Annotated in this window: 17 protein-coding genes; 8 read left to right on the top strand and 9 right to left on the bottom strand. The window is 65.4% G+C overall.

Annotation, left to right across the window (positions count from 1 at the left end; translation table 11 throughout):
* Window positions 1-103 precede the first annotated feature (103 nt).
* Together AAFG13_RS40900 and AAFG13_RS40905 are read left to right on the top strand one after the other, a co-directional pair.
* Complete coding sequence (locus AAFG13_RS40900; protein ID WP_212311080.1) at window positions 104-649, top strand: sigma-70 family RNA polymerase sigma factor; 546 nt, start codon at window positions 104-106, stop codon at window positions 647-649.
* 2 nt (window positions 650-651) lie between these two features.
* Window positions 652-1,290 carry a DUF1109 domain-containing protein gene (locus AAFG13_RS40905; RefSeq protein ID WP_212311079.1) on the top strand — a complete coding sequence of 213 codons (639 nt, stop codon included), beginning with the start codon at window positions 652-654 and terminating at the stop codon, window positions 1,288-1,290.
* Here the strand turns inward: AAFG13_RS40905 and AAFG13_RS40910 are convergent.
* Both AAFG13_RS40910 and AAFG13_RS40915 read right to left on the bottom strand, forming a co-directional pair.
* Window positions 1,287-2,393 (bottom strand): DUF2336 domain-containing protein, encoded by a 1,107-nt coding sequence (locus tag AAFG13_RS40910; RefSeq protein ID WP_092125155.1) that lies wholly within the window; start codon window positions 2,391-2,393, stop codon window positions 1,287-1,289. The genes AAFG13_RS40905 and AAFG13_RS40910 overlap by 4 nt on opposite strands.
* Before the next feature lie 61 nt (window positions 2,394-2,454).
* Window positions 2,455-3,603 carry a GGDEF domain-containing protein gene (locus tag AAFG13_RS40915; protein WP_212311078.1) on the bottom strand — a complete coding sequence of 383 codons (1,149 nt, stop codon included), beginning with the start codon at window positions 3,601-3,603 and terminating at the stop codon, window positions 2,455-2,457.
* A gap of 418 nt (window positions 3,604-4,021) precedes the next feature.
* Between AAFG13_RS40915 and AAFG13_RS40920 the strand changes: the two genes are divergently transcribed.
* From AAFG13_RS40920 to AAFG13_RS40935, 4 genes are all read left to right on the top strand, one after another.
* The gene (locus AAFG13_RS40920; RefSeq protein WP_092125157.1) at window positions 4,022-4,591 is read left to right on the top strand and encodes a sigma-70 family RNA polymerase sigma factor; all 570 of its coding nucleotides are present in this window, start codon (window positions 4,022-4,024) and stop codon (window positions 4,589-4,591) included.
* Window positions 4,591-5,337, top strand: coding sequence for a hypothetical protein (locus AAFG13_RS40925; protein WP_342713510.1), 747 nt, complete (start codon window positions 4,591-4,593; stop codon window positions 5,335-5,337). Before AAFG13_RS40920 ends, AAFG13_RS40925 begins: the two co-directional genes overlap by 1 nt.
* A 37-nt stretch (window positions 5,338-5,374) precedes the next feature.
* Window positions 5,375-7,027: a S8 family serine peptidase gene (locus tag AAFG13_RS40930; protein ID WP_342710515.1), complete on the top strand. Its 1,653-nt coding sequence runs from the start codon at window positions 5,375-5,377 to the stop codon at window positions 7,025-7,027.
* A 542-nt stretch (window positions 7,028-7,569) separates the two neighbouring features.
* A complete protein-coding gene (locus AAFG13_RS40935) occupies window positions 7,570-8,067 on the top strand; it encodes a TIGR03809 family protein (protein ID WP_342710516.1) in 498 nt (165 codons plus the stop codon).
* Between the two features lie 8 nt (window positions 8,068-8,075).
* Here AAFG13_RS40935 and AAFG13_RS40940 read toward each other — a convergent pair whose 3' ends face one another.
* Window positions 8,076-9,449, bottom strand: a complete 1,374-nt coding sequence (locus tag AAFG13_RS40940; protein ID WP_342710517.1) for a TIGR03808 family TAT-translocated repetitive protein — start codon at window positions 9,447-9,449, stop codon at window positions 8,076-8,078.
* 410 nt (window positions 9,450-9,859) lie between these two features.
* Between AAFG13_RS40940 and AAFG13_RS40945 the strand changes: the two genes are divergently transcribed.
* Window positions 9,860-10,210, top strand: coding sequence for a hypothetical protein (locus AAFG13_RS40945; RefSeq protein ID WP_342710518.1), 351 nt, complete (start codon window positions 9,860-9,862; stop codon window positions 10,208-10,210).
* Between the two features lie 126 nt (window positions 10,211-10,336).
* Here the strand turns inward: AAFG13_RS40945 and AAFG13_RS40950 are convergent, their stop codons facing one another.
* The 4 genes from AAFG13_RS40950 to meaB all read right to left on the bottom strand — a co-directional run bounded on the left by AAFG13_RS40950 (window position 10,337) and on the right by meaB (window position 13,563).
* The gene (locus AAFG13_RS40950) at window positions 10,337-11,440 is read right to left on the bottom strand and encodes a tetratricopeptide repeat protein (protein ID WP_342710519.1); all 1,104 of its coding nucleotides are present in this window, start codon (window positions 11,438-11,440) and stop codon (window positions 10,337-10,339) included.
* 23 nt (window positions 11,441-11,463) lie between these two features.
* Window positions 11,464-11,784, bottom strand: coding sequence for a hypothetical protein (locus AAFG13_RS40955; RefSeq protein WP_342710520.1), 321 nt, complete (start codon window positions 11,782-11,784; stop codon window positions 11,464-11,466).
* A 142-nt stretch (window positions 11,785-11,926) separates the two neighbouring features.
* Window positions 11,927-12,574 (bottom strand): pyroglutamyl-peptidase I, encoded by a 648-nt coding sequence (locus tag AAFG13_RS40960; protein WP_212311073.1) that lies wholly within the window; start codon window positions 12,572-12,574, stop codon window positions 11,927-11,929.
* The gene (meaB, locus tag AAFG13_RS40965) at window positions 12,571-13,563 is read right to left on the bottom strand and encodes a methylmalonyl Co-A mutase-associated GTPase MeaB (RefSeq protein ID WP_212311072.1); all 993 of its coding nucleotides are present in this window, start codon (window positions 13,561-13,563) and stop codon (window positions 12,571-12,573) included. Before meaB ends, AAFG13_RS40960 begins: the two co-directional genes overlap by 4 nt.
* Window positions 13,564-13,720: 157 nt before the next feature.
* On the opposite strand from meaB, the gene AAFG13_RS40970 reads away from it, so the two are divergent.
* Window positions 13,721-14,191: an SRPBCC family protein gene (locus AAFG13_RS40970; RefSeq protein ID WP_342710521.1), complete on the top strand. Its 471-nt coding sequence runs from the start codon at window positions 13,721-13,723 to the stop codon at window positions 14,189-14,191.
* Window positions 14,192-14,208: 17 nt separating this feature from the next.
* Here the strand turns inward: AAFG13_RS40970 and AAFG13_RS40975 are convergent, their stop codons facing one another.
* Window positions 14,209-14,976 (bottom strand): RsiV family protein, encoded by a 768-nt coding sequence (locus tag AAFG13_RS40975; RefSeq protein ID WP_342713511.1) that lies wholly within the window; start codon window positions 14,974-14,976, stop codon window positions 14,209-14,211.
* Between the two features lie 72 nt (window positions 14,977-15,048).
* Window positions 15,049-17,205, bottom strand: coding sequence for a methylmalonyl-CoA mutase (gene scpA / locus AAFG13_RS40980; RefSeq protein ID WP_342710522.1), 2,157 nt, complete (start codon window positions 17,203-17,205; stop codon window positions 15,049-15,051).
* Window positions 17,206-17,207: the final 2 nt, after the last annotated feature.

A 17,207-nucleotide genomic window follows, 5' to 3' on the forward strand; every position in this document is an offset into this window, starting at 1 on the left:
TCGGTGCGGCGTTGCCTGAGGATGATCATCACGAATTCGTGATGTCCTTGGCGTGCCGCGTAACAAACTGAAAGATCGGCCGAATTGCAATTCAGGAGCCTGCGTGCGCGAACGTGAGGATGAATGGACCGACCTGATGCGGTCGGCCATTTCAGGCGATGACGCGGCGTATCATCGCCTGCTCAAGGCCATCACGCCGGTACTCCGTGCCGCGGCGCGACGTGGCTTGGCGCGCGCGGGACAACCGGTCGATCAGTCCGAGGACATCGTGCAGGACATCTTGTTGGCGGTGCATTTGAAGCGACAGACCTGGGACACGAGCGCGCCGTTCGCGCCGTGGCTGTTCGCGATCGCACGCAACAAGCTGATCGACGCGCTGCGCCGCCGCGGCAGGCGCATCTTCGTCAATATCGATGACTTCGCCGAGACGCTGCCGGGGGAAACACCGGAGCCGACGGCCTCGCCCGGCGAGGTGACCGCCCAGTTGCAGGCGTTGCCGGCGCGGCAGCGCGACGTGCTGCAATCGATCGCGGTCGACAGCACCTCGATCAAGGACACCGCTGCGAAATTCGCGATGACCGAGGGCGCGGTGCGGGTTGCACTGCATCGTGGGCTTGCGAGCCTGACCGCGAAATTACGGGACCGATGAGCATGGACACCGATCAACTCATTCGAACCCTGACCGCCGACAATGCCTATCGGCCTCGTCCGATCGGTCTTGCGCTGATGATGGCGCTGCTGGCGGCGGCGCCGGTCTCGCTGCTGATCTTCTTCGCCGAGCTCGGCGTGCGGCCCGACGTGATGACGGCGATGCATAATCCGTTCTTCGACCTGAAATTCGCGGTGACGCTGGCGCTCGCCGCCTCGGCGATCGCGGTCAGCCTGCATCTGACGCGACCGGAAGCCTCGCTGCGCAGCTTCGGCTGGTGGCTGCTGATTCCCGCCGGCATCCTCGTTGCCGCGATCAGCGGCGAGATGATGATGCCGCAGCGTACGCCGATGATGACGCGGCTGATCGGCAAGAACTCGGTCGCGTGCATGACCGCGATCCCCGCAATGTCGCTGCCGCTGCTGGTCGGCGCGCTGTACGGGCTCCGGCAGGGCGCACCGGCGCGGCCGGCGATCGCGGGCGCGGTGGCAGGCCTGCTCTCGGCAGGGCTCGCGGCCACCGTCTACGCGTCGCACTGCACCGATGACTCGCCGCTGTTCGTTGCCACCTGGTACACGCTGGCGACCGCGATCGTCGCAAGCGTCGGCGCGCTGATGGGGACGCGGGCGTTACGATACTAGGCCGCGGGCGCGGACTGCTGCATGCGATGGAAGCGGAGCACCTGCTGCGCGGTCGATGGCCGCAGCCGCTCATAGGTGTCCTTGCAGGCCTGCAAATCGGTCGGCTCACCGCCCGAGATGTCGTCGCGCAGGTTGATGATCGACCGCACCGTCGACCATGACAGGCCCGAGACCTTGGCCAGGATCATCACGCCCTCGGCGCGGGTTTCGATCATCATGTTCTCGGCGATGCTGACCGAGACATTGGCGAGCGCGGCAAGCGAGGCATTGGTCTCGTCGAACTTGCCGGCCTCGGCGAAGGCTGCGAGCTGGAATTCGTCGAGCCGGCCGTCCTGGTAGAGCGACTTGACCAGCGCATGCGCGATCGTGGTGTCCGGCGTCACGGCGGCGGGCGCCGAGCGCGCGCGTCGCGTCGCCTCCTTCACCGCGATCGGAATCTCCTTGGCCTGCTGCGGATTGGCAGCCTCGAGCCGCTGCCTGACCGTGTCCGAGGCCTTGGCGACCAGCTTGAGATAGAGATGCCGCGGGATGCTTGGGCGGAGCCCGACGCAGGTCGACAGATTGTCGTCGCCCTCGGCGCGGCTGACCAGCCGGGTGAAGCCGCGCTCGGTGAATTCCGCGCCGGGATTGTTGACCGCGCTCTGGATCACCTCGTCGTTGCCGCGCAGCACCAGCACGTCGGTGACGGCGCCGCTCAGCGTCTTCCGGTTGGAGATCGCGAGCAGATGCGCCTGGCTCTTGCTGCGCGCCGTTTCGATCAGGGTGTCGTCGTCGAGCCGCGGCGACAGCGTCAGCACGGGGCCTGCGACCTCGATCAGGTCGTCGAATGCAAGGGTACGGATGGTCTGCGGCGGCGCGGTCTCGATCGGGGCGAGGCGGTTGGCGAGCAGCGCCTTGGCCGAGTTTTCGATGTGCTCCAGCAGGCATTGGAAAACGTCGTCGAACAGCACGATCTGCTGGTCCGAATAGTTGACCGAGCCGTTGATGAAGAGGTCGGTCACGCGGCGCAGCGTCTCGACACGGCGTGCGACGGTGCCGTGTGCGAGCGTCGTCTGCAGCTCGTCGAGCAGACTTTCGGGGGCGGTCTCGGGCTTCGAACTCATGACTCTGTCCTGGAGCGGTGGCGACGGATTCTCCGGCGCCGAATAGCGAAATGAAAGGTTGTTAGGCACTGGCGATGCGGTTGCGTCCTCTCGCCTTGGCTGCGTAAAGCGCGCCGTCGGCGCGGGCGAGTAACGTGTCGGAGTTTTCGTGCGGCTTGAGCGTCGTGACGCCTGCGGAGATCGTCACCTGCATGCCGGGCGAGAATGCACTCCAGTCGAGACCGGCGATGATCGCGCGCAGCCGCTCGAGCGCGCGCATCGCCTGATCCTGCGACAGGTCGGGCAGCACCAGCAGGAATTCCTCGCCGCCGTAACGGCCGAAGCGATCGATGCTGCGGAGATTGGCGAACATGCCGATGGCGAAGGTGCGCAGCGCCTCGTCGCCGATCGGATGGCCGTAGACGTCGTTGATGCGCTTGAAATGGTCGAGGTCGATCAGCGCCACCGCGCAGGAGCTGCCGTTGCGGGCGCAGCGCGCGATCTCCTCCTCGAGCGTGCGCATGATGCTGCGGCGATTGGAGGTGCCGGTCAGCTCGTCGAGCTCGGCGAGCTCCTCGATGCGCCGGTAAGCCTCCCTCAGCTTCACCCCGCTCTGATACAGCGATTGCTGCATCGAGCTCGAGAAGATGCCGAGACACATGCAGCGCCCGATCGTCAGCGCGAACACCAGCATGGTGGCGAGGCGGTCGATCCTGGTGCCGGTCGGCATCCCGATCGCCTTGTCGGTTCCGAGGAACAGCGCGGCGAGGCCCAGCACCATGATGGTCCAGACGATCGCAGTCTGGCGCGCCGAGGTACGCAGCGCACCGAAGCCGAACACCACGAACAGGTTGCAGAGGAACAGCACGCCGACTTCCGGCGCGATGTAGGTGAACACCAGCAGGTTCACCATGTTGACGGCCGATTGCGGCGCGACCAGGTAGTGGTCGCGGAAGCGCTCGTGAAAGCCGCGCTCCGAAAGCAGCACATAGATGGCGACGAGGGAGAGGCCGGTCAGGGCATAGCCCGCCGCCACCAGGACCGACGTGGTGCCGGCATGCGCATAGATCAGCAGCACAACGGCATCGAGCACGAAGCAGGCGGCGATCATCGATTGGATCTGGCGGCGCTGCCTGGCCCGGCGCGCCAGGCGCTCGCGCGTCAGCCTGGGACGGCCGCTTTCCGATGCACCCGCGATCGGGCTGGGAAGTGACGACGCAGCGCTGCCCATGGTCTCGCCATTGCTGAAATCCGGCGAAAATCTAAGTGGGAAAGCCTTTAGGTTTGGTATCTTTTGGAACCGAATCTGCTCCGGTGAAACCCGGTCGTCACCCTTGTTTCGTAAGGGGAATCCGTTCGCGGAGGCGGGTCGGAAGCGGTCGGGACGGGGGCTTCCGGCGGCGCCCGCTTCGCGACAGCGCTGGCTTGCCGGCAAAGCCTTGGTATGGTCGCGCCGGATGGTGCGAGTCCGCGAGAGTTTTCACTATTATGATACCGCTTACCGAGTCTCCGGCGATTTTTCCTGAATGGGATCGTCGACTGTGTCATAGATCACACATGCGGTGCGCACATTGCCGTAATGTGAAGAATCTTGCCTCTCGCGTCGAACCACGCGCCACCCCCCTCAGACCAACTTTGCGAGACGGCCATTGAGCGCGACACAGGCGGCTTCAGACGAGGTTCTGATCGCTCGGATCGCTCAAGGCGACCGGCTCGCCATGCAGGTGCTGTACGGACGGCATCATGTCAGGGTGTACCGCTTCGGGCTTCGGCTCGTGCGGGACGAACAGGTGGCGGAGGACCTCATTAGCGAGGTCTTTCTGGACGTGTGGCGTCAGGCGGGCAAATTCGAGGGACGATCCGCCGTTTCAACCTGGCTTCTGGCGATTACCCGGTTCAAGGCGTTGTCTTCGCTGCGGCGAAGGAAAGACGCCGAACTGGACGATGAGGCCGCGAACGCGATCGAGGACACGTCCGACGATCCGGAAACGGTGGTGCAGAAGAAGGACACGGGTGACACGCTGCGTAAGTGCCTGACGGGACTATCGGCGGAACACCGGGAAATTGTCGATCTTGTCTACTATCACGAGAAATCCGTGGAAGACGTCGCAGAGATCGTCGGGATTCCGGAGAACACCGTGAAGACGCGCCTGTTCTATGCGCGCAAGAAACTTGCCGAGTTGCTGAAGGCAGCCGGTGTCGAGCGAGGTTGGCCATGATGGCTGCGAGCAACAAGAAGGTGCAGGGTCAAGATCCTGACGATGTCGAGATGCTGCTGCCCTGGCATGCGGCCGGCACGCTGAACGCGCGTGACGCGCGCCGCGTCGAGGACGCACTCGCTTCCGATCCGGAGCTGGCCAGGCAGTATGCCGTCATCCGCGAGGAATATGCCGAGACCATCGGCCTCAACGAGAGCCTCGGTGCGCCCTCTGCGCGTGCCATGCAGAAGCTGTTCGCCGCGATCGATGCCGAGCCGGAGCGCAAGCCGTCGGCGGGTGCGCGCATGTCGGGCTCCGTCGCGGAGTTCTTTTCGAAATTGTCGCCGCGGACGCTGGCCTGGTCGTCCAGCCTCGGGGCGATCGTGGTGCTGCTGCAGGCCGGCGTGATCGGTGCGGTGCTGATGCGCAGCGAGCCGGCCTCGTTCCAGACCGCCTCGCTTGATGCCGCCGAACAACGCAGCGCCCCCAGCGCACCGAGCGCGGCCGTCGCACCCAGTGCGCCGATCACCCGCGACCTCGGCGCCAGCGTGGCGGCCGCGCCGACGCGGCTGTTGGTGCGCTTCACGCCGGATGCCAGGATCGCCGACATCACGTCGCTGCTCGACAATTACCAGGGCGCGATCATCGACGGGAAGGGCGGGATGTTCCGATTGCAGTTCCGCGCGATGGACAAGGATGGCGTCGTATCGCTGATTGCCCGTTTGCAGAAAGAGAAGATCGTCAGCCTCGCGGTCGAGACGCCGTAAACGGTAGCTGACGGTCCTGCGCCGAGTTGAGGTCACCATGACCGCCAACGGCCGGACCAGATCGACGAACCGAGCGGCCATTGCTGCCGCCGTGTTGTTGCTGGTGTCTGTTGCCGGCTCGGCCTACGCCCAGAATTTCGTGAGATCACCGATCGGCGGCAGGCCGCTCTCCATCGGGCCGCGGGTCAATCCCGGCATCGGCGGGGCCGGTGGCGGGCTGGCTGACCGCGCGCCGCTCCACGGTCCGGCTACGTCGTGGACCGGCGATGGACCGCGATCGGGCATGCCGCCGCCCCGTGTGCATGACGCCCCCCGTTTCTCTGCCGACTGCGATGACGGCACGCGCCAATGCTCCGGCCGGCCGGTCTCCGTCAACAGTGGCGGCAAGGGCGCTGCGAGGAAGGGAAGGGCCGGCGGTGGCGGCAGCAGCCGCGCGCAGGACGTGGCGGCCACGCGAACCGTGCCGAACGAGCTCGTGGCGGAGATCGACGGCGCATTGACCGAGACCCAGACCGACGCGCTGGCGCGTCGCCATGGTCTGAGGCGGATCGCCTCGCAGAACATCCCGCTGCTCGGCGCGACGATCGGCCTGTTCCGCACAGCCGGCAATCGCTCCGCCGACGCGGTGGCCCGCGATCTCGCCAGCGACAGCAGCGTCCGCTCCGTGCAGCCGAACTACCGTTACGCGCTGCAGGACCAGAAGCCGGCAGCGGGCAGCAGTGATCCGGCGCAATACGCCCAGACGCAGCTGCATCTGCCCGAGGCGCACAGGCTGGCGCGCGGGATGAACGTCACCATCGCCGTCATCGACTCCGGCATTGATGCCGCGCATGCGGAACTGGCCAACACGGTCGCGGATACGTTCGATGCGCTCGGCAGCAAGGATGGCCCGCATGCCCACGGCACCGCCGTCGCCGGGGTGATCGCGGCGCGCGTCAGGCTGACGGGGAGTGCGCCGGAAGTGCGGATCTTGGCGATCCGCGCCTTCGGCGCGGCCGCCGGCGGCGCTGAGAGTACGTCCTATGTGATCCTCAGGAGCCTCGATTACGCGGTGGCGCACGGCGCGCAGATCGTGAACATGAGCTTTGCCGGACCGCAGGACGCACTTGTCGCGCGCGCCGTGGCCGCCGCCGCGGCGAGGGACGTCGTGCTGGTTGCCGCGGCCGGCAATGCCGGCCCGAAGTCGCCGCCGCTCTATCCCGCCGCCAATCCCGATGTGATCGCCGTCGGCGGCATCGATGCCGGCGAGCGGCTGATGGCGGCCTCGAACCGCGGCAGCTACGTCGCGTTGGCGGCGCCGGGCGCCGATCTCCTCGTGCCGGTGCCGGACGGCAAATATCAGCTGATGTCGGGCACCTCCTTTTCGGCCGCGTTCGTCAGCGGCATCGCGGCACTGGTGCTGGAGCGCAATCCGGCATTGAAGCCCGCCGAGGTGCGCAAGGTCCTGACCGGCACGGCCCGCGATCTCGGGGCACCCGGACGTGATGACCTGTTCGGCGCCGGGGAGGCGGACGCGCTTGCTGCGGTGACGGCGGCGACCAGCGCGCCGGTCGCGGCCACTGTGGACGAACCGCCGCAGCCTGCAAAGGCAGCGGACGGCAATAACACTTCCGTGAGCCGCGCGTTGAATGAACCCGCGCCGTCGATCGCAGCGGACGATTCCGCGGCAAATCACCGTGCTGCGCAGTGATTTCCGGTGCCGGACGCCCGCAGCGGTGCGATGGAACCGGGCGGCGAAAAGGTTAAAAAAATCGCCGGCGATTTGAACGTCCGCCGTCCTCTCACGACTTATGTGTGTGGGAGCGGTTTATCCCTCCCCGGCTGTATCAGGCGCGAGCGCCCATCCACCCCAAGCGCCCATATGGCTTTGACCCGTCCGGTTGTCCCCCCGGACGGGTCTTTCATTTTGGGGGCACCCTTGCATGACGGACTGGCCGGACGCGGTCGCGCTGCGTGATCGCGGTGGGATGCGCGCTGCGGCCGCGGCTGTTTGCTGTGGATCGTTCGGCTGCGCAGCGTTCGGGAGCGACGCACATCGCCACCATGCAAGTCGATGACGTGACGATGCTTCGGGCAAGAAACTCCGTAGTCGAGCGGACTTCCTTCATCGCCCGTCCGCGATTAGGAATTTGGTTAGACTTTATTTACCTTTTCCACAGAATATCAGTGTCGCGTCCAGTTGATTCGGTTCGGTTGCGTCTGCGTCCGTTTCTTTCCCTGCGGGCAAGTTGAATGACACATCGGACCGACGTGGCCAGAGGCCAGGAGATCGTTGCACGCTGGTGCAACCTTGCCGAGCAAAGGCTGGAGCACCTCAACGAGCTGTTCGAAACCGGACGCTGGCGCCGCTATCACAGCGAGCAGGCCTTTCTCGAGAATGTCAGGGAAGCGCGGGCCGCGGTCGACATCTGGCGCGAATTGCTGACCCGCGAAGCTTCGCTCGACAATTCGCCGGTCGATCTGTCCTGGCTCGGACGCGGCAAGTCGAAGCTGCCGCCGCCGCGCGATCTTTCGCCGGCGCAGCAGCGCCGCTCGGAGGCTGCGACATTGGCGGAGGCGGCGATGACCGCGGTCGCGGCCGCGATGGAAACGGCGGCCGAGGTCCTGGAGCAGCCGCCCGTTGTGGCCGACGCGCCGCCGCTGGAGATGCCCCCTCCGGTCATGCCGCCGCCGGTGCTCGATCTCGACACCATCCAGCGGCGCTATCCGTTGCTGCGCAACGCGCTGTAGGCCGAAGGTTAGCGCCGCACCGCGTTGGCGCCGACCACGAGCTGCGCATATTGCTGGGCGCCGCCCACTGACAGGTCGGTGGTCACAGGGCGGGCGTGATCGAGCCCGACCACCGCGCCGCGCGGGGTTTCCGAGATCATGTTGTTGTTGATCAGCGCGGTGCCGGCGCCTGGCACCACCGAGACGCCGATGCCGACGAACGCCTTGCGCACGACATTGCCTGAGATCGCGACGTCGCGCAGATACTTGCCCCAGCCCGCGACGATGCCGAAGGTCGGTGCGTTCTCGATCACGTTGCCGGTGACGGCGCTGTCGGCCTCGACATAGATGCCGATGCCGGCGCCGTCGTTCGGGTCGGTGCCAACAGGGCGCTTCGGCAGCAAATTGCGGATGATGTTGCCCTGGACCACCGCGATGCGGCCGCCTTCGTTGAAATTGCACACGGAGACGCCGATCGCGGCGCCGTCGACGGTGTTGTTGGCAATGACCGCGGCCTCGAACGCGAACTCCGAATAGAGCGCGACCTCGCGGACATTGCTGACGCTGTTGTCGGTGATGTGGATGTTGGAGGCCGAATTGCCGCGCACTGCCGAGAAGTCGCAGTTGCTGATGCGGTTGCCGCGCACGATCACATTGCCGGCGCGGAAGGCGTTGATGGCGTTGCCGTACTGCCCGGAGCCGCCGGGACCGGCCTTGATGTCCTCGATCCGGTTGTCGGCGACGATCGAGCCGTCGTCGCCGATCGCGGTGCGCAGGATCTCGATGCCGTTGTCGTTGGCGCCCTTGATGGTGTTGCGCGAGACGATGAGGCCGAGCGCGTCGAACGATACCAGCGCGGTCGACGCGATGCCGGTGAAGATGTTGTTGCTAACGTCGCCCGACATCTGCTCGAACCAGATGCCGCTGCCGCCGCTGCCGGTGAACTGGCAATCGGTGATGCGGATGTCGCGGCCGGACAAGCAATGGACCAGGCCGCGCCGCGCCGGCAGCGGAACGTTGCCGCCGTCGAAGGTAAGGCCCATCAGGACGATGCCGCCGGCGCCTTCGCCCTCCAGCAGCGAGGCGCCGCCGTTGAACACCAGCCGGCTGGCGCCGCGGACGCCGATCAGCTGGCTGCCGGGCGCAAGCCGCAACAGGCCGGTGCGGTAGATGCCGGGCGGGAACGCCAGCGGCACCTGCGCGCGCGCGGCATCATCGATCGCGCGCTGCAGATTGCGGGTCTGGTCGTCGGGGCTGCCGGGACGGACGCCATATTGCGTAACGTCGCGGCCGAGCGAGCCGGCAGATTGCGCGGCAGCGCGCGCAGCATCCGGCGACATCGCAAGCGCGCCGGCTGCGCCGGCGACGGTTGCTCCGATCAGATGGCGGCGGTTGACGTCCATGGGCATGGCCCTCGCTGAAGGCGCGAGCAGTGACCTTCGTTGCTGATTAGGTAACGCGAAATGCGCCGCTGCCTGGTGAACATGCCGACGCAGCCGGCTGTTTGTTGGCGGTAGGGTTAATCTCGGGTGCAGCAGGTCAGCGCGCGTCGTTAACGAGAGGTGGCCTGCCTCGCAACTGCGGGTGGTGGCGAAGGAATTCCCGGCCGCAGCCGTGCGCTGCCAAAATATCGAAAACAACCCCATGCAAAGTAGGCTGCGGCTGCCGGCGTTCGACGAGGCAACTTGACACGTCGGGCAACTCAGGGATATTCTTCCAATATTCCGAAATCATGCACGCTCCTCACGCGCGACAGGTTGTGCGTGGAGGTTCCGCTATGCGTCGACGAGGATGCGCAGTTGTCCGCAGCCCCATGAACCACTCGAACCCGGCACCGCTCATATTCCTCGCTATGATCCCCATGGGCGTGGTTTTGTTTGGAGGCTTGCAGCTCTTTTCCCATTACCTCTGCGAGGTTAGGTTAGGAGCCGCGGCCGTCGAATTTGTCATCCTCAAAAGATTTGTTGTTTGGGCGATCCCGCGCGATGAGATCATGAGATTTGAAAAGATCTCTTTTTGGGAGGCAGGTTTCACCTGGGCCATTAATCTCGTGAACCGTCCGTTCGGGCCGTATGTTCTCCTTCATCGCGACCGGGGCATTTTTCGGAAAGTCATTGTGACGCCGAGGGATGCGGACGCATTTTGCCACGCGTTTAGAGAGTAGTGGGCAACAACAGCTTGAGCCACGTTGGCGCTTACGGTCTTGTCACTCCGGCCCTTCGCAAGGGGGGGCGCCGGTTACCAATATCCTCAACTTTGTCGCGCCTGACCGTCGTGCCGGGAATCCGAGCTAACCCAACGAGCGCTTCTCCAGAGCCACCGCGATCTTCTCCAGGGCAGCGTTCTTGCGCTGCATTTCGGCGACCTCCTGTTCGCAAATCTCGACCATTGTCCGCCCGGAGAACCGTCCGCGCGCCTGCATGCCTAGTCGGCGACAGAGCCATGCCGCGGCCGCTAGAAAGACAGCAGTAGCAAGCCATGACGACACCTGACCCGGATCGGAGTCCGCGATGGCGTGACGGAAATCGCCCTTTGACCAGTACGCCTTGGCGCGATTGCTGCGGGCGTCGTTGTCCTTCGGATCGAGCGCGGTCATCTGATCGTAGTCGGCGATGGCGCGCTCAAGGTCCCCCTTGGCTTGGTAAGCGTAGGCGCGGTTATAGTAGGCGTCCCTGTATCTTGGATAGAGCGCGATCGCCTGACTTGAATCGGCTATGGCGCGATCGAGATCACCCTTCGCCCGGTATGCAGTGGCGCGATTGTAGTAGGCGAGCGCATATTTCGGATCGAGCGCGATCGCCTCGTCGTAGTCGGCGATGGCACGATCAAGGTCGCCTTTGGCCCAGTAGGCGTTGCCGCGCGTGATGAGGGTAGCCTTGTTGTTCGCATCCAGCTGGATACTGCTGGTGTAGTCCGCGATGGCACGGTCGTTGTCCCCTTTGGCCTGATAGGCATAGCCGCGCTCGCCGTATCCGACCTGCTTTCCATAGTGCGACAGACCGCTTTCGAATGCCTGGTTGGCGTCCGCTATCGCGCGGTCGTAGTCGTGCCGTTGATTGTAGATATGTGACCGGTTGAGCAACGAGTCGGCAGCTTTCGGATCAATCCGGATCGCCTCAGTGTAGTCCTTGAAGGCGCGATCGACCCGATCGGCGTCGTTTGTCCATGACGAGGAGTAACCGCGCTGATGATACAATTTGGACAAGCGCCGATCACTGTAGTCTCCGCTTTCGATCGCCCGTGTGCAGGCGGCGATCGTCGCGGCCGCGGTCTCCTGCGATCCCTTCAAGCACACCTGTTGATCATCGGCCGCCGCAGCCCGGCTGAGGGCTGCGGCGAGTGCCAGAGCAACTATCCAGAGATGCGCAGAGGTCCCCGAGCGCATATCGTTCATCTCCCGATGCGCCAGTGTCCGAGCTAGCCCGCAGACGGCTTTTCCAGAGCCGTCGCGATCCTCTCCAACAACGCATTCGTGCGCTGAGATTCTGCGACCTGCTGCTCATAGAGATCGACCCAACTTGTTCCGGATGATGTGCGGTAACTCCTGCGTGAGATCCACAGCCAGAAGCCCATCAGCACCAGGAACGGCAACCAGGACACAATCAGACCGATCACCCAAGACGGTGAACCGCCGCCCGGCTTATTCATGAACGTGAACCATACGAGGAGAGCACCGACGAGCGCGACCCAGATCGCAACCAACAGAATCCAAGAGCGAGTTTTGGTCGTTCCGGCCACGGCAGTTCCCTTTGGTAGGTCCAACGAGGCGCATGCTATCACTGGTTGATCGACGTTTCCCATGCCTGGCGGGGCAGCCGTTGCCGTGTGGTTAGCCGTTCGTTGCAAGATCGATGAAAAGCTGTTCGAGGTCTGTCCGCGCTCACGCGCGTGCGGCGTGCCGCGTCAGTTTCACCAGCTCCAGCAGCATGGCTTCGCCGGCATCGACGAGCGCTTTCAGCGTGATGGATGATTTGCCTGATGCGGCCGTGCCGTCATGGGCGAGCGGCGGAACATGGACGAATTGTGCGAGGCGTAACTCGTTGTCGTCGTCGACGGCCTCGATCGCGCGCCAGCTCAGATAGTTGCAGAGATAGCTGCCGGCATCGCGCGACATCCGTGCATCGATGCCGGTGGCCAGCGCGGCGCGCCGCAGCTTTTCGCTGTGCGGCCCGAACACCTGCGCATCGGCGCCGCCTGCGATCGATCCCTTGCGCGCGTGCTGGCGGCCGGCATCGGGGAAGCGCGTCGTCACCGCGTTGCGGGCGCGGCTTTCGATCCGCAGGTGCGAGGTGCGGCCGGCGAGGCCGAACATCAACAGCGCCTGCGGGCGATGTCGTGCGATCAGCTCGGGCAATTCGCGATCGACGGCTGCGTAGGTGACGTCGAAGATGTGGCTCGTCAGCACGACGCTGTCGAAGGCCGGCCGGCGCAACCCGGTCAGCCGCTTCACGAGCGCCATGGTCGGGTTGAACGGCGCACCCGGGAACGGCCCGAAGCCGGTCACGAGGATGCGCAGATTGCCGCTCAATGCAGCATCTCCGCGATCTGCTCGGCGGCGACCGCGGGCGAGATGCGGCCGCCGGCGACCTCGGTCTCCATCTTCTTGACCCTGGCGCGGATCGCAGCGTCCGAGCGCAGCCGCGCCATCATCCGGCCTTCCAGCATCGACCACATCCACTTCACCTGCTGCTCGCGGCGGCGGGCCTCGAATTCGCCCGAGGCGTTCATCGCGGTGCGGTGGTCGAGGATCTTCTGCCAGAGCCGGTCGAGCCCGGCGCCGGTCAGCGCCGAATAGGTCTCGACCGGCGGATGCCAGTGTTCGGAGCGCGGCGCGAGGATATGCAGCGCGCTGCGATAATCGGCGGCGGCGAGGTTGGCGCGCTTGAGGTTGTCGCCGTCGGCCTTGTTGATCGCGATCATGTCGGCGAGCTCGACGAGGCCCTTCTTGATGCCTTGCAGCTCGTCGCCGGCGCCCGGCAGCATCAGCGCCAGGAAGAAGTCGGTCATGTCGCAAACCGCGGTCTCGGACTGCCCGATGCCGACGGTCTCGACCAGCACGACGTCGAAGCCTGCGGCCTCGCACAACAGCATCGCCTCGCGGGTCTTCGCCGCGACGCCGCCGAGCGTGCCCGAGGACGGCGAGGGGCGGATGAAGGCCTGGTCGGAGACGGCGAGCCGCGCCATCCGCGTCTTGTCGCCGAGGATCGAGCCGCCGGTGCGCGCCGAGGAGGGATCGACCGCCAGCACCGCGACCTTGTGACCGCGCTCGATCAGGAACATGCCGAGCGCATCGATGGTGGTCGACTTGCCGACGCCGGGCGAGCCGGTGATGCCGACCCGCACCGCCTTGCCGGTGTCGGGCAACAGCGCCTGCACCAGCTCACGCGCCGCCGCCTGATGATCGCCGCGCCGGCTCTCGACCAGCGTGATCGCCCGCGCCAGCGCGGCGCGGTGGCCGGCGCGGAGCTGCTTGGCGAGGGCGTGGATGTCGGGAGAGGCGGGCTTCGGCGAGGTCATGGCCTTGGTTTACAACGGCTGCCGGTTGCAGGCGAGGGCGGAGTCCGCACTCGTCCCCGATCAATCGCGAGATCGGAAATCGGGTGGGCGCGCCCGCCGCCGTGCGGTTGATCAGAGCCCGTTCCGCATCACTGCGGACCAACATCCGGAGCCTGCCATGACCCGAGCCTATTACAGCACCGTCCTCGACCATCCGCTCGATACCGTGTGGTCGCTGATCCGCGACTTCAACAATTACCCCGCCTATATCGAGGGCGTCAGCGAAAGCGTGATCGAGGACGACAAGCGCGGCGACCAGATCGGTGCTGTCAGGCGCTTCTGCTATCTCGGGCTCTGGGTCAGGCAACGCCTTGCCGGCCACTCGGACACGCAGCATTCGCTGACCTATGCCAGCATCGAGCCGCTGCCGTTTCTGGCGGATGCCGGTTCGGACGCGCCGCAGCCGACCCATTACGAGGGCACGATGCATCTGCTGCCGGTCGTCGAAGGCAATCGCACCTTCATCGAATGGTCGGTCAAGCTCGACACGGCGCCTGCTGACGCCGATCGCTGGCACAGCCAGTTCCAGGCCTGGATTCCGGACTGGACCGGCTCCCTCGTCAGAGCGCTGGCGCGTCAGCAAGGCTGAGGCCCCTGCTGAAGCGGCTATTGCGGCTGATCGTCCGCGTCCGCCTTCGGCCTTGCCCCGCCGAAGATCTTCGCGCCTTCCGCCGTCAGATACGGCTTCAGCGTCTCCCACGGCAGGAAGACGACATACTGGCCTTCGGCGTAGGGGCCGACGGCATAGGGCGGGTAGTGGAAGTTGAGGCCGGAGCTCTTGCCTGACACGGTCGATGGCGCGAGCGTCACGGCGCCAATCTTGAGCAGGGTCGGCTTCAGCTCCTTGTACCACTCGGCGGTTGCGGTCTCGCCGGCACCGCGCCGCTTCTTCTCGGCGTTCAGCGCTGAGACGATCGCGTTGCGCATCGCCGTCAGGGTAGGGCCGTTGTCAGCTGTCTCGGTGAAGAAGGGACGGATGCTGATGCGCTTGTTCGCCGTCGTATCCCACAGGATGGTGTTGACGTCGGTGTTCGGATGCGCGCCGAGCGTGTCCATGTAGTCGTCGCGCAGCACGCTCACATAGCGGCCGTCGACGACGGAGCGCACCGAATATTTGCGTTCGAATGAATAGCCGCCGCGGTCTTTGAAGAGCTCAGGCTCGTCCTTGCGCGCGGAAGCCGCCTCCGCGGCGTTCTTGTCGATCCATTTCCGGCCCTCGGCGAGGCAATCGGCCGCCAGCGCGCTATCTGCCTTGATCTTGTCGTCGAGATAGACGTTGGCCTCGATGCTCGCGTTCTTGATCGTGGCGTCGGGCTTGGGATCGGCGGCGCGCGCAGGGAGGCAGAGGCAAGCCAGCAGGCCGGCAAGGCCCATGATGCGGGCAGGCGTCATCGAGCGAGCGGCGCGCATGAAAACTCCGAGTGAGGGAGGGCGAATGCGGCAGCGCTACTCCGCCGCCTCGCTGTGGCCGAGCCGCGTGTTGAGCTTGTGGATCAGCTCCTCGGCGGCATCCGAGATCACGGTGCCCGGCGGGAAGATTGCCTCGGCGCCGGCCGCATAAAGCGCGTCGTAATCCTGCGGCGGCACCACGCCGCCGATGATGATCATGATGTCCTCGCGGCCGTGCTTCTTCAGTGCGGCCTTCAATTCCGGCACCGCGGTGAGATGGGCTGCGGCGAGCGAGGAGACGCCGAGAATGTGGACGTCGTTCTCGACCGCCTGCCGCGCGGCTTCGTCGGCGGTTGCGAACAGCGGCCCGATATCGACGTCGAAGCCGACATCGGCGAAGGCGGATGCGATCACCTTCTGGCCGCGGTCATGGCCGTCCTGGCCGATTTTTGCCACCAGGATGCGCGGGCGGCGGCCCTCGGCTTCCTCGAAGGCGTCGATCAGCGCCTGCACCTTTTCGACCTTGTTGGACATGGCCGCTGCCTCTCGCTTGTAGACGCCGGTGATGGACTTGATCTCGGCACGGTGGCGGCCGAACACCTTTTCCATCGCGTCTGAAATCTCGCCGACGGTGGCTTTGGCGCGCGCGGCGTCGATCGCCAGCGCCAGCAGATTGCCGTTGCCTTCGCCCGCCGAGCGGGTCAGCGCGGCGAGCGCCGCATCGACGTCCTTCTGGTTGCGCTCCTTCTTGAGCCGCGCCAGCTTGTCGATCTGCAGCCGCCGCACGGTGGAGTTCTCTACCTTCAAGACGTCGATCGGCCGCTCGTTCTCCGGCTTGAACTTGTTGACACCGATCACCGCCTGGCGCCCGGCATCGATCCGCGCCTGGGTTTTCGCGGAGGCTTCCTCGATCCTCAGCTTCGGCACGCCGGCCTCGATCGCCTTGGCCATGCCGCCGAGTTCCTCGACCTCCTGGATGTGACCCCAGGCCTTGGCCGCGAGATCCCGGGTCAGCCGCTCGACATAGTACGAGCCGCCCCAGGGATCGATGATGCGGTTGGTGCCGCTTTCCTGCTGCAGGAACAGCTGCGTGTTGCGGGCGATCCGCGCCGAGAAGTCGGTCGGCAGCGCCAAGGCCTCGTCCAGCGCATTGGTGTGCAGCGACTGGGTGTGGCCCTGGGTTGCCGCCATCGCCTCGATGGTGGTGCGCATCACATTGTTGAACACGTCCTGCGCGGTCAGCGACCAGCCCGAGGTCTGGCAATGCGTGCGCAAGCTGAGCGAGCGCGGATCCTTCGGGTTGAACTGCTTCAGCAGCTTGGCCCACAGCAGTCGCGCGGCGCGCATCTTGGCGACTTCCATGAAGAAGTTCATGCCGATCGCCCAGAAGAACGACAGCCGCGGTGCGAAGCGGTCGACGTCGAGGCCCGCGGCAAGCCCGGCGCGCAGATATTCGACGCCGTCGGCCAGCGTATAGGCGAGCTCGAGGTCCTGCGTCGCGCCGGCTTCCTGCATGTGATAGCCGGAGATCGAGATCGAATTGTATCTCGGCATCCGCTGCGAGGTGTAGGCGAAGATGTCGGAGATGATCCGCATCGAGGGCGTCGGCGGATAGATGTACGTGTTGCGCACCATGAACTCTTTCAGAATGTCGTTCTGAATGGTGCCCGACAGCTTCTCCGGCGGCACGCCCTGTTCCTCGGCGGCGGCGACGAATAGCGCGAGGATCGGCAGCACGGCGCCGTTCATGGTCATCGACACGCTCATCTGGTCGAGCGGGATGCCGGCGAACAGCGTGCGCATGTCGTAGATGGAATCGATCGCGACACCGGCCATGCCGACGTCGCCAGAGACGCGCGGATGATCCGAGTCATAGCCGCGGTGGGTGGCGAGGTCGAACGCGACCGACAGGCCCTTCTGTCCGGCCGCGAGGTTGCGGCGATAGAAGGCGTTGGAGTCCTCCGCCGTGGAGAAGCCGGCATATTGCCGGATGGTCCAGGGCTGGTTGACATACATGGTCGGGTAGGGGCCGCGCAGATAAGGCGCGATGCCCGGCCAGGTCTCGAGAAAGTCGATGCCTTCGAGATCGGCCTCGCCGTAGACGGACTTCACCGGAATGCCCTCGGGCGTCAGCCACGGCTCGGTGCTCGCTGGCGGCATCGCCGCGGCGACGGGTTGGAAGGCGACATCGGCGAAATTGGGAATGCGGGTCATTC

It is taken from the genome of Bradyrhizobium sp. B124 (genome assembly GCF_038967635.1).
In the GTDB taxonomy this organism is placed as follows: Bacteria; Pseudomonadota; Alphaproteobacteria; order Rhizobiales; family Xanthobacteraceae; genus Bradyrhizobium.

Bases quoted from the DNA above. Each gene is read 5' to 3' on its own strand.
- AAFG13_RS40905 (WP_212311079.1), top strand. From the start codon at position 652: ATGGACACCGATCAACTCATTCGAACCCTGACCGCCGACAATGCCTAT.
- AAFG13_RS40910 (WP_092125155.1), bottom strand. From the start codon at position 2,393: ATGAGTTCGAAGCCCGAGACCGCCCCCGAAAGTCTGCTCGACGAGCTG.
- AAFG13_RS40915 (WP_212311078.1), bottom strand. From the start codon at position 3,603: ATGGGCAGCGCTGCGTCGTCACTTCCCAGCCCGATCGCGGGTGCATCG.
- AAFG13_RS40925 (WP_342713510.1), top strand. From the start codon at position 4,591: ATGGCTGCGAGCAACAAGAAGGTGCAGGGTCAAGATCCTGACGATGTC.
- AAFG13_RS40930 (WP_342710515.1), top strand. From the start codon at position 5,375: ATGACCGCCAACGGCCGGACCAGATCGACGAACCGAGCGGCCATTGCT.
- AAFG13_RS40935 (WP_342710516.1), top strand. From the start codon at position 7,570: ATGACACATCGGACCGACGTGGCCAGAGGCCAGGAGATCGTTGCACGC.
- AAFG13_RS40940 (WP_342710517.1), bottom strand. From the start codon at position 9,449: ATGGACGTCAACCGCCGCCATCTGATCGGAGCAACCGTCGCCGGCGCA.
- AAFG13_RS40945 (WP_342710518.1), top strand. From the start codon at position 9,860: ATGAACCACTCGAACCCGGCACCGCTCATATTCCTCGCTATGATCCCC.
- AAFG13_RS40950 (WP_342710519.1), bottom strand. From the start codon at position 11,440: ATGAACGATATGCGCTCGGGGACCTCTGCGCATCTCTGGATAGTTGCT.
- meaB (WP_212311072.1), bottom strand. From the start codon at position 13,563: ATGACCTCGCCGAAGCCCGCCTCTCCCGACATCCACGCCCTCGCCAAG.
- AAFG13_RS40970 (WP_342710521.1), top strand. From the start codon at position 13,721: ATGACCCGAGCCTATTACAGCACCGTCCTCGACCATCCGCTCGATACC.
- AAFG13_RS40975 (WP_342713511.1), bottom strand. From the start codon at position 14,976: ATGGGCCTTGCCGGCCTGCTGGCTTGCCTCTGCCTCCCTGCGCGCGCC.
- scpA (WP_342710522.1), bottom strand. From the start codon at position 17,205: ATGACCCGCATTCCCAATTTCGCCGATGTCGCCTTCCAACCCGTCGCC.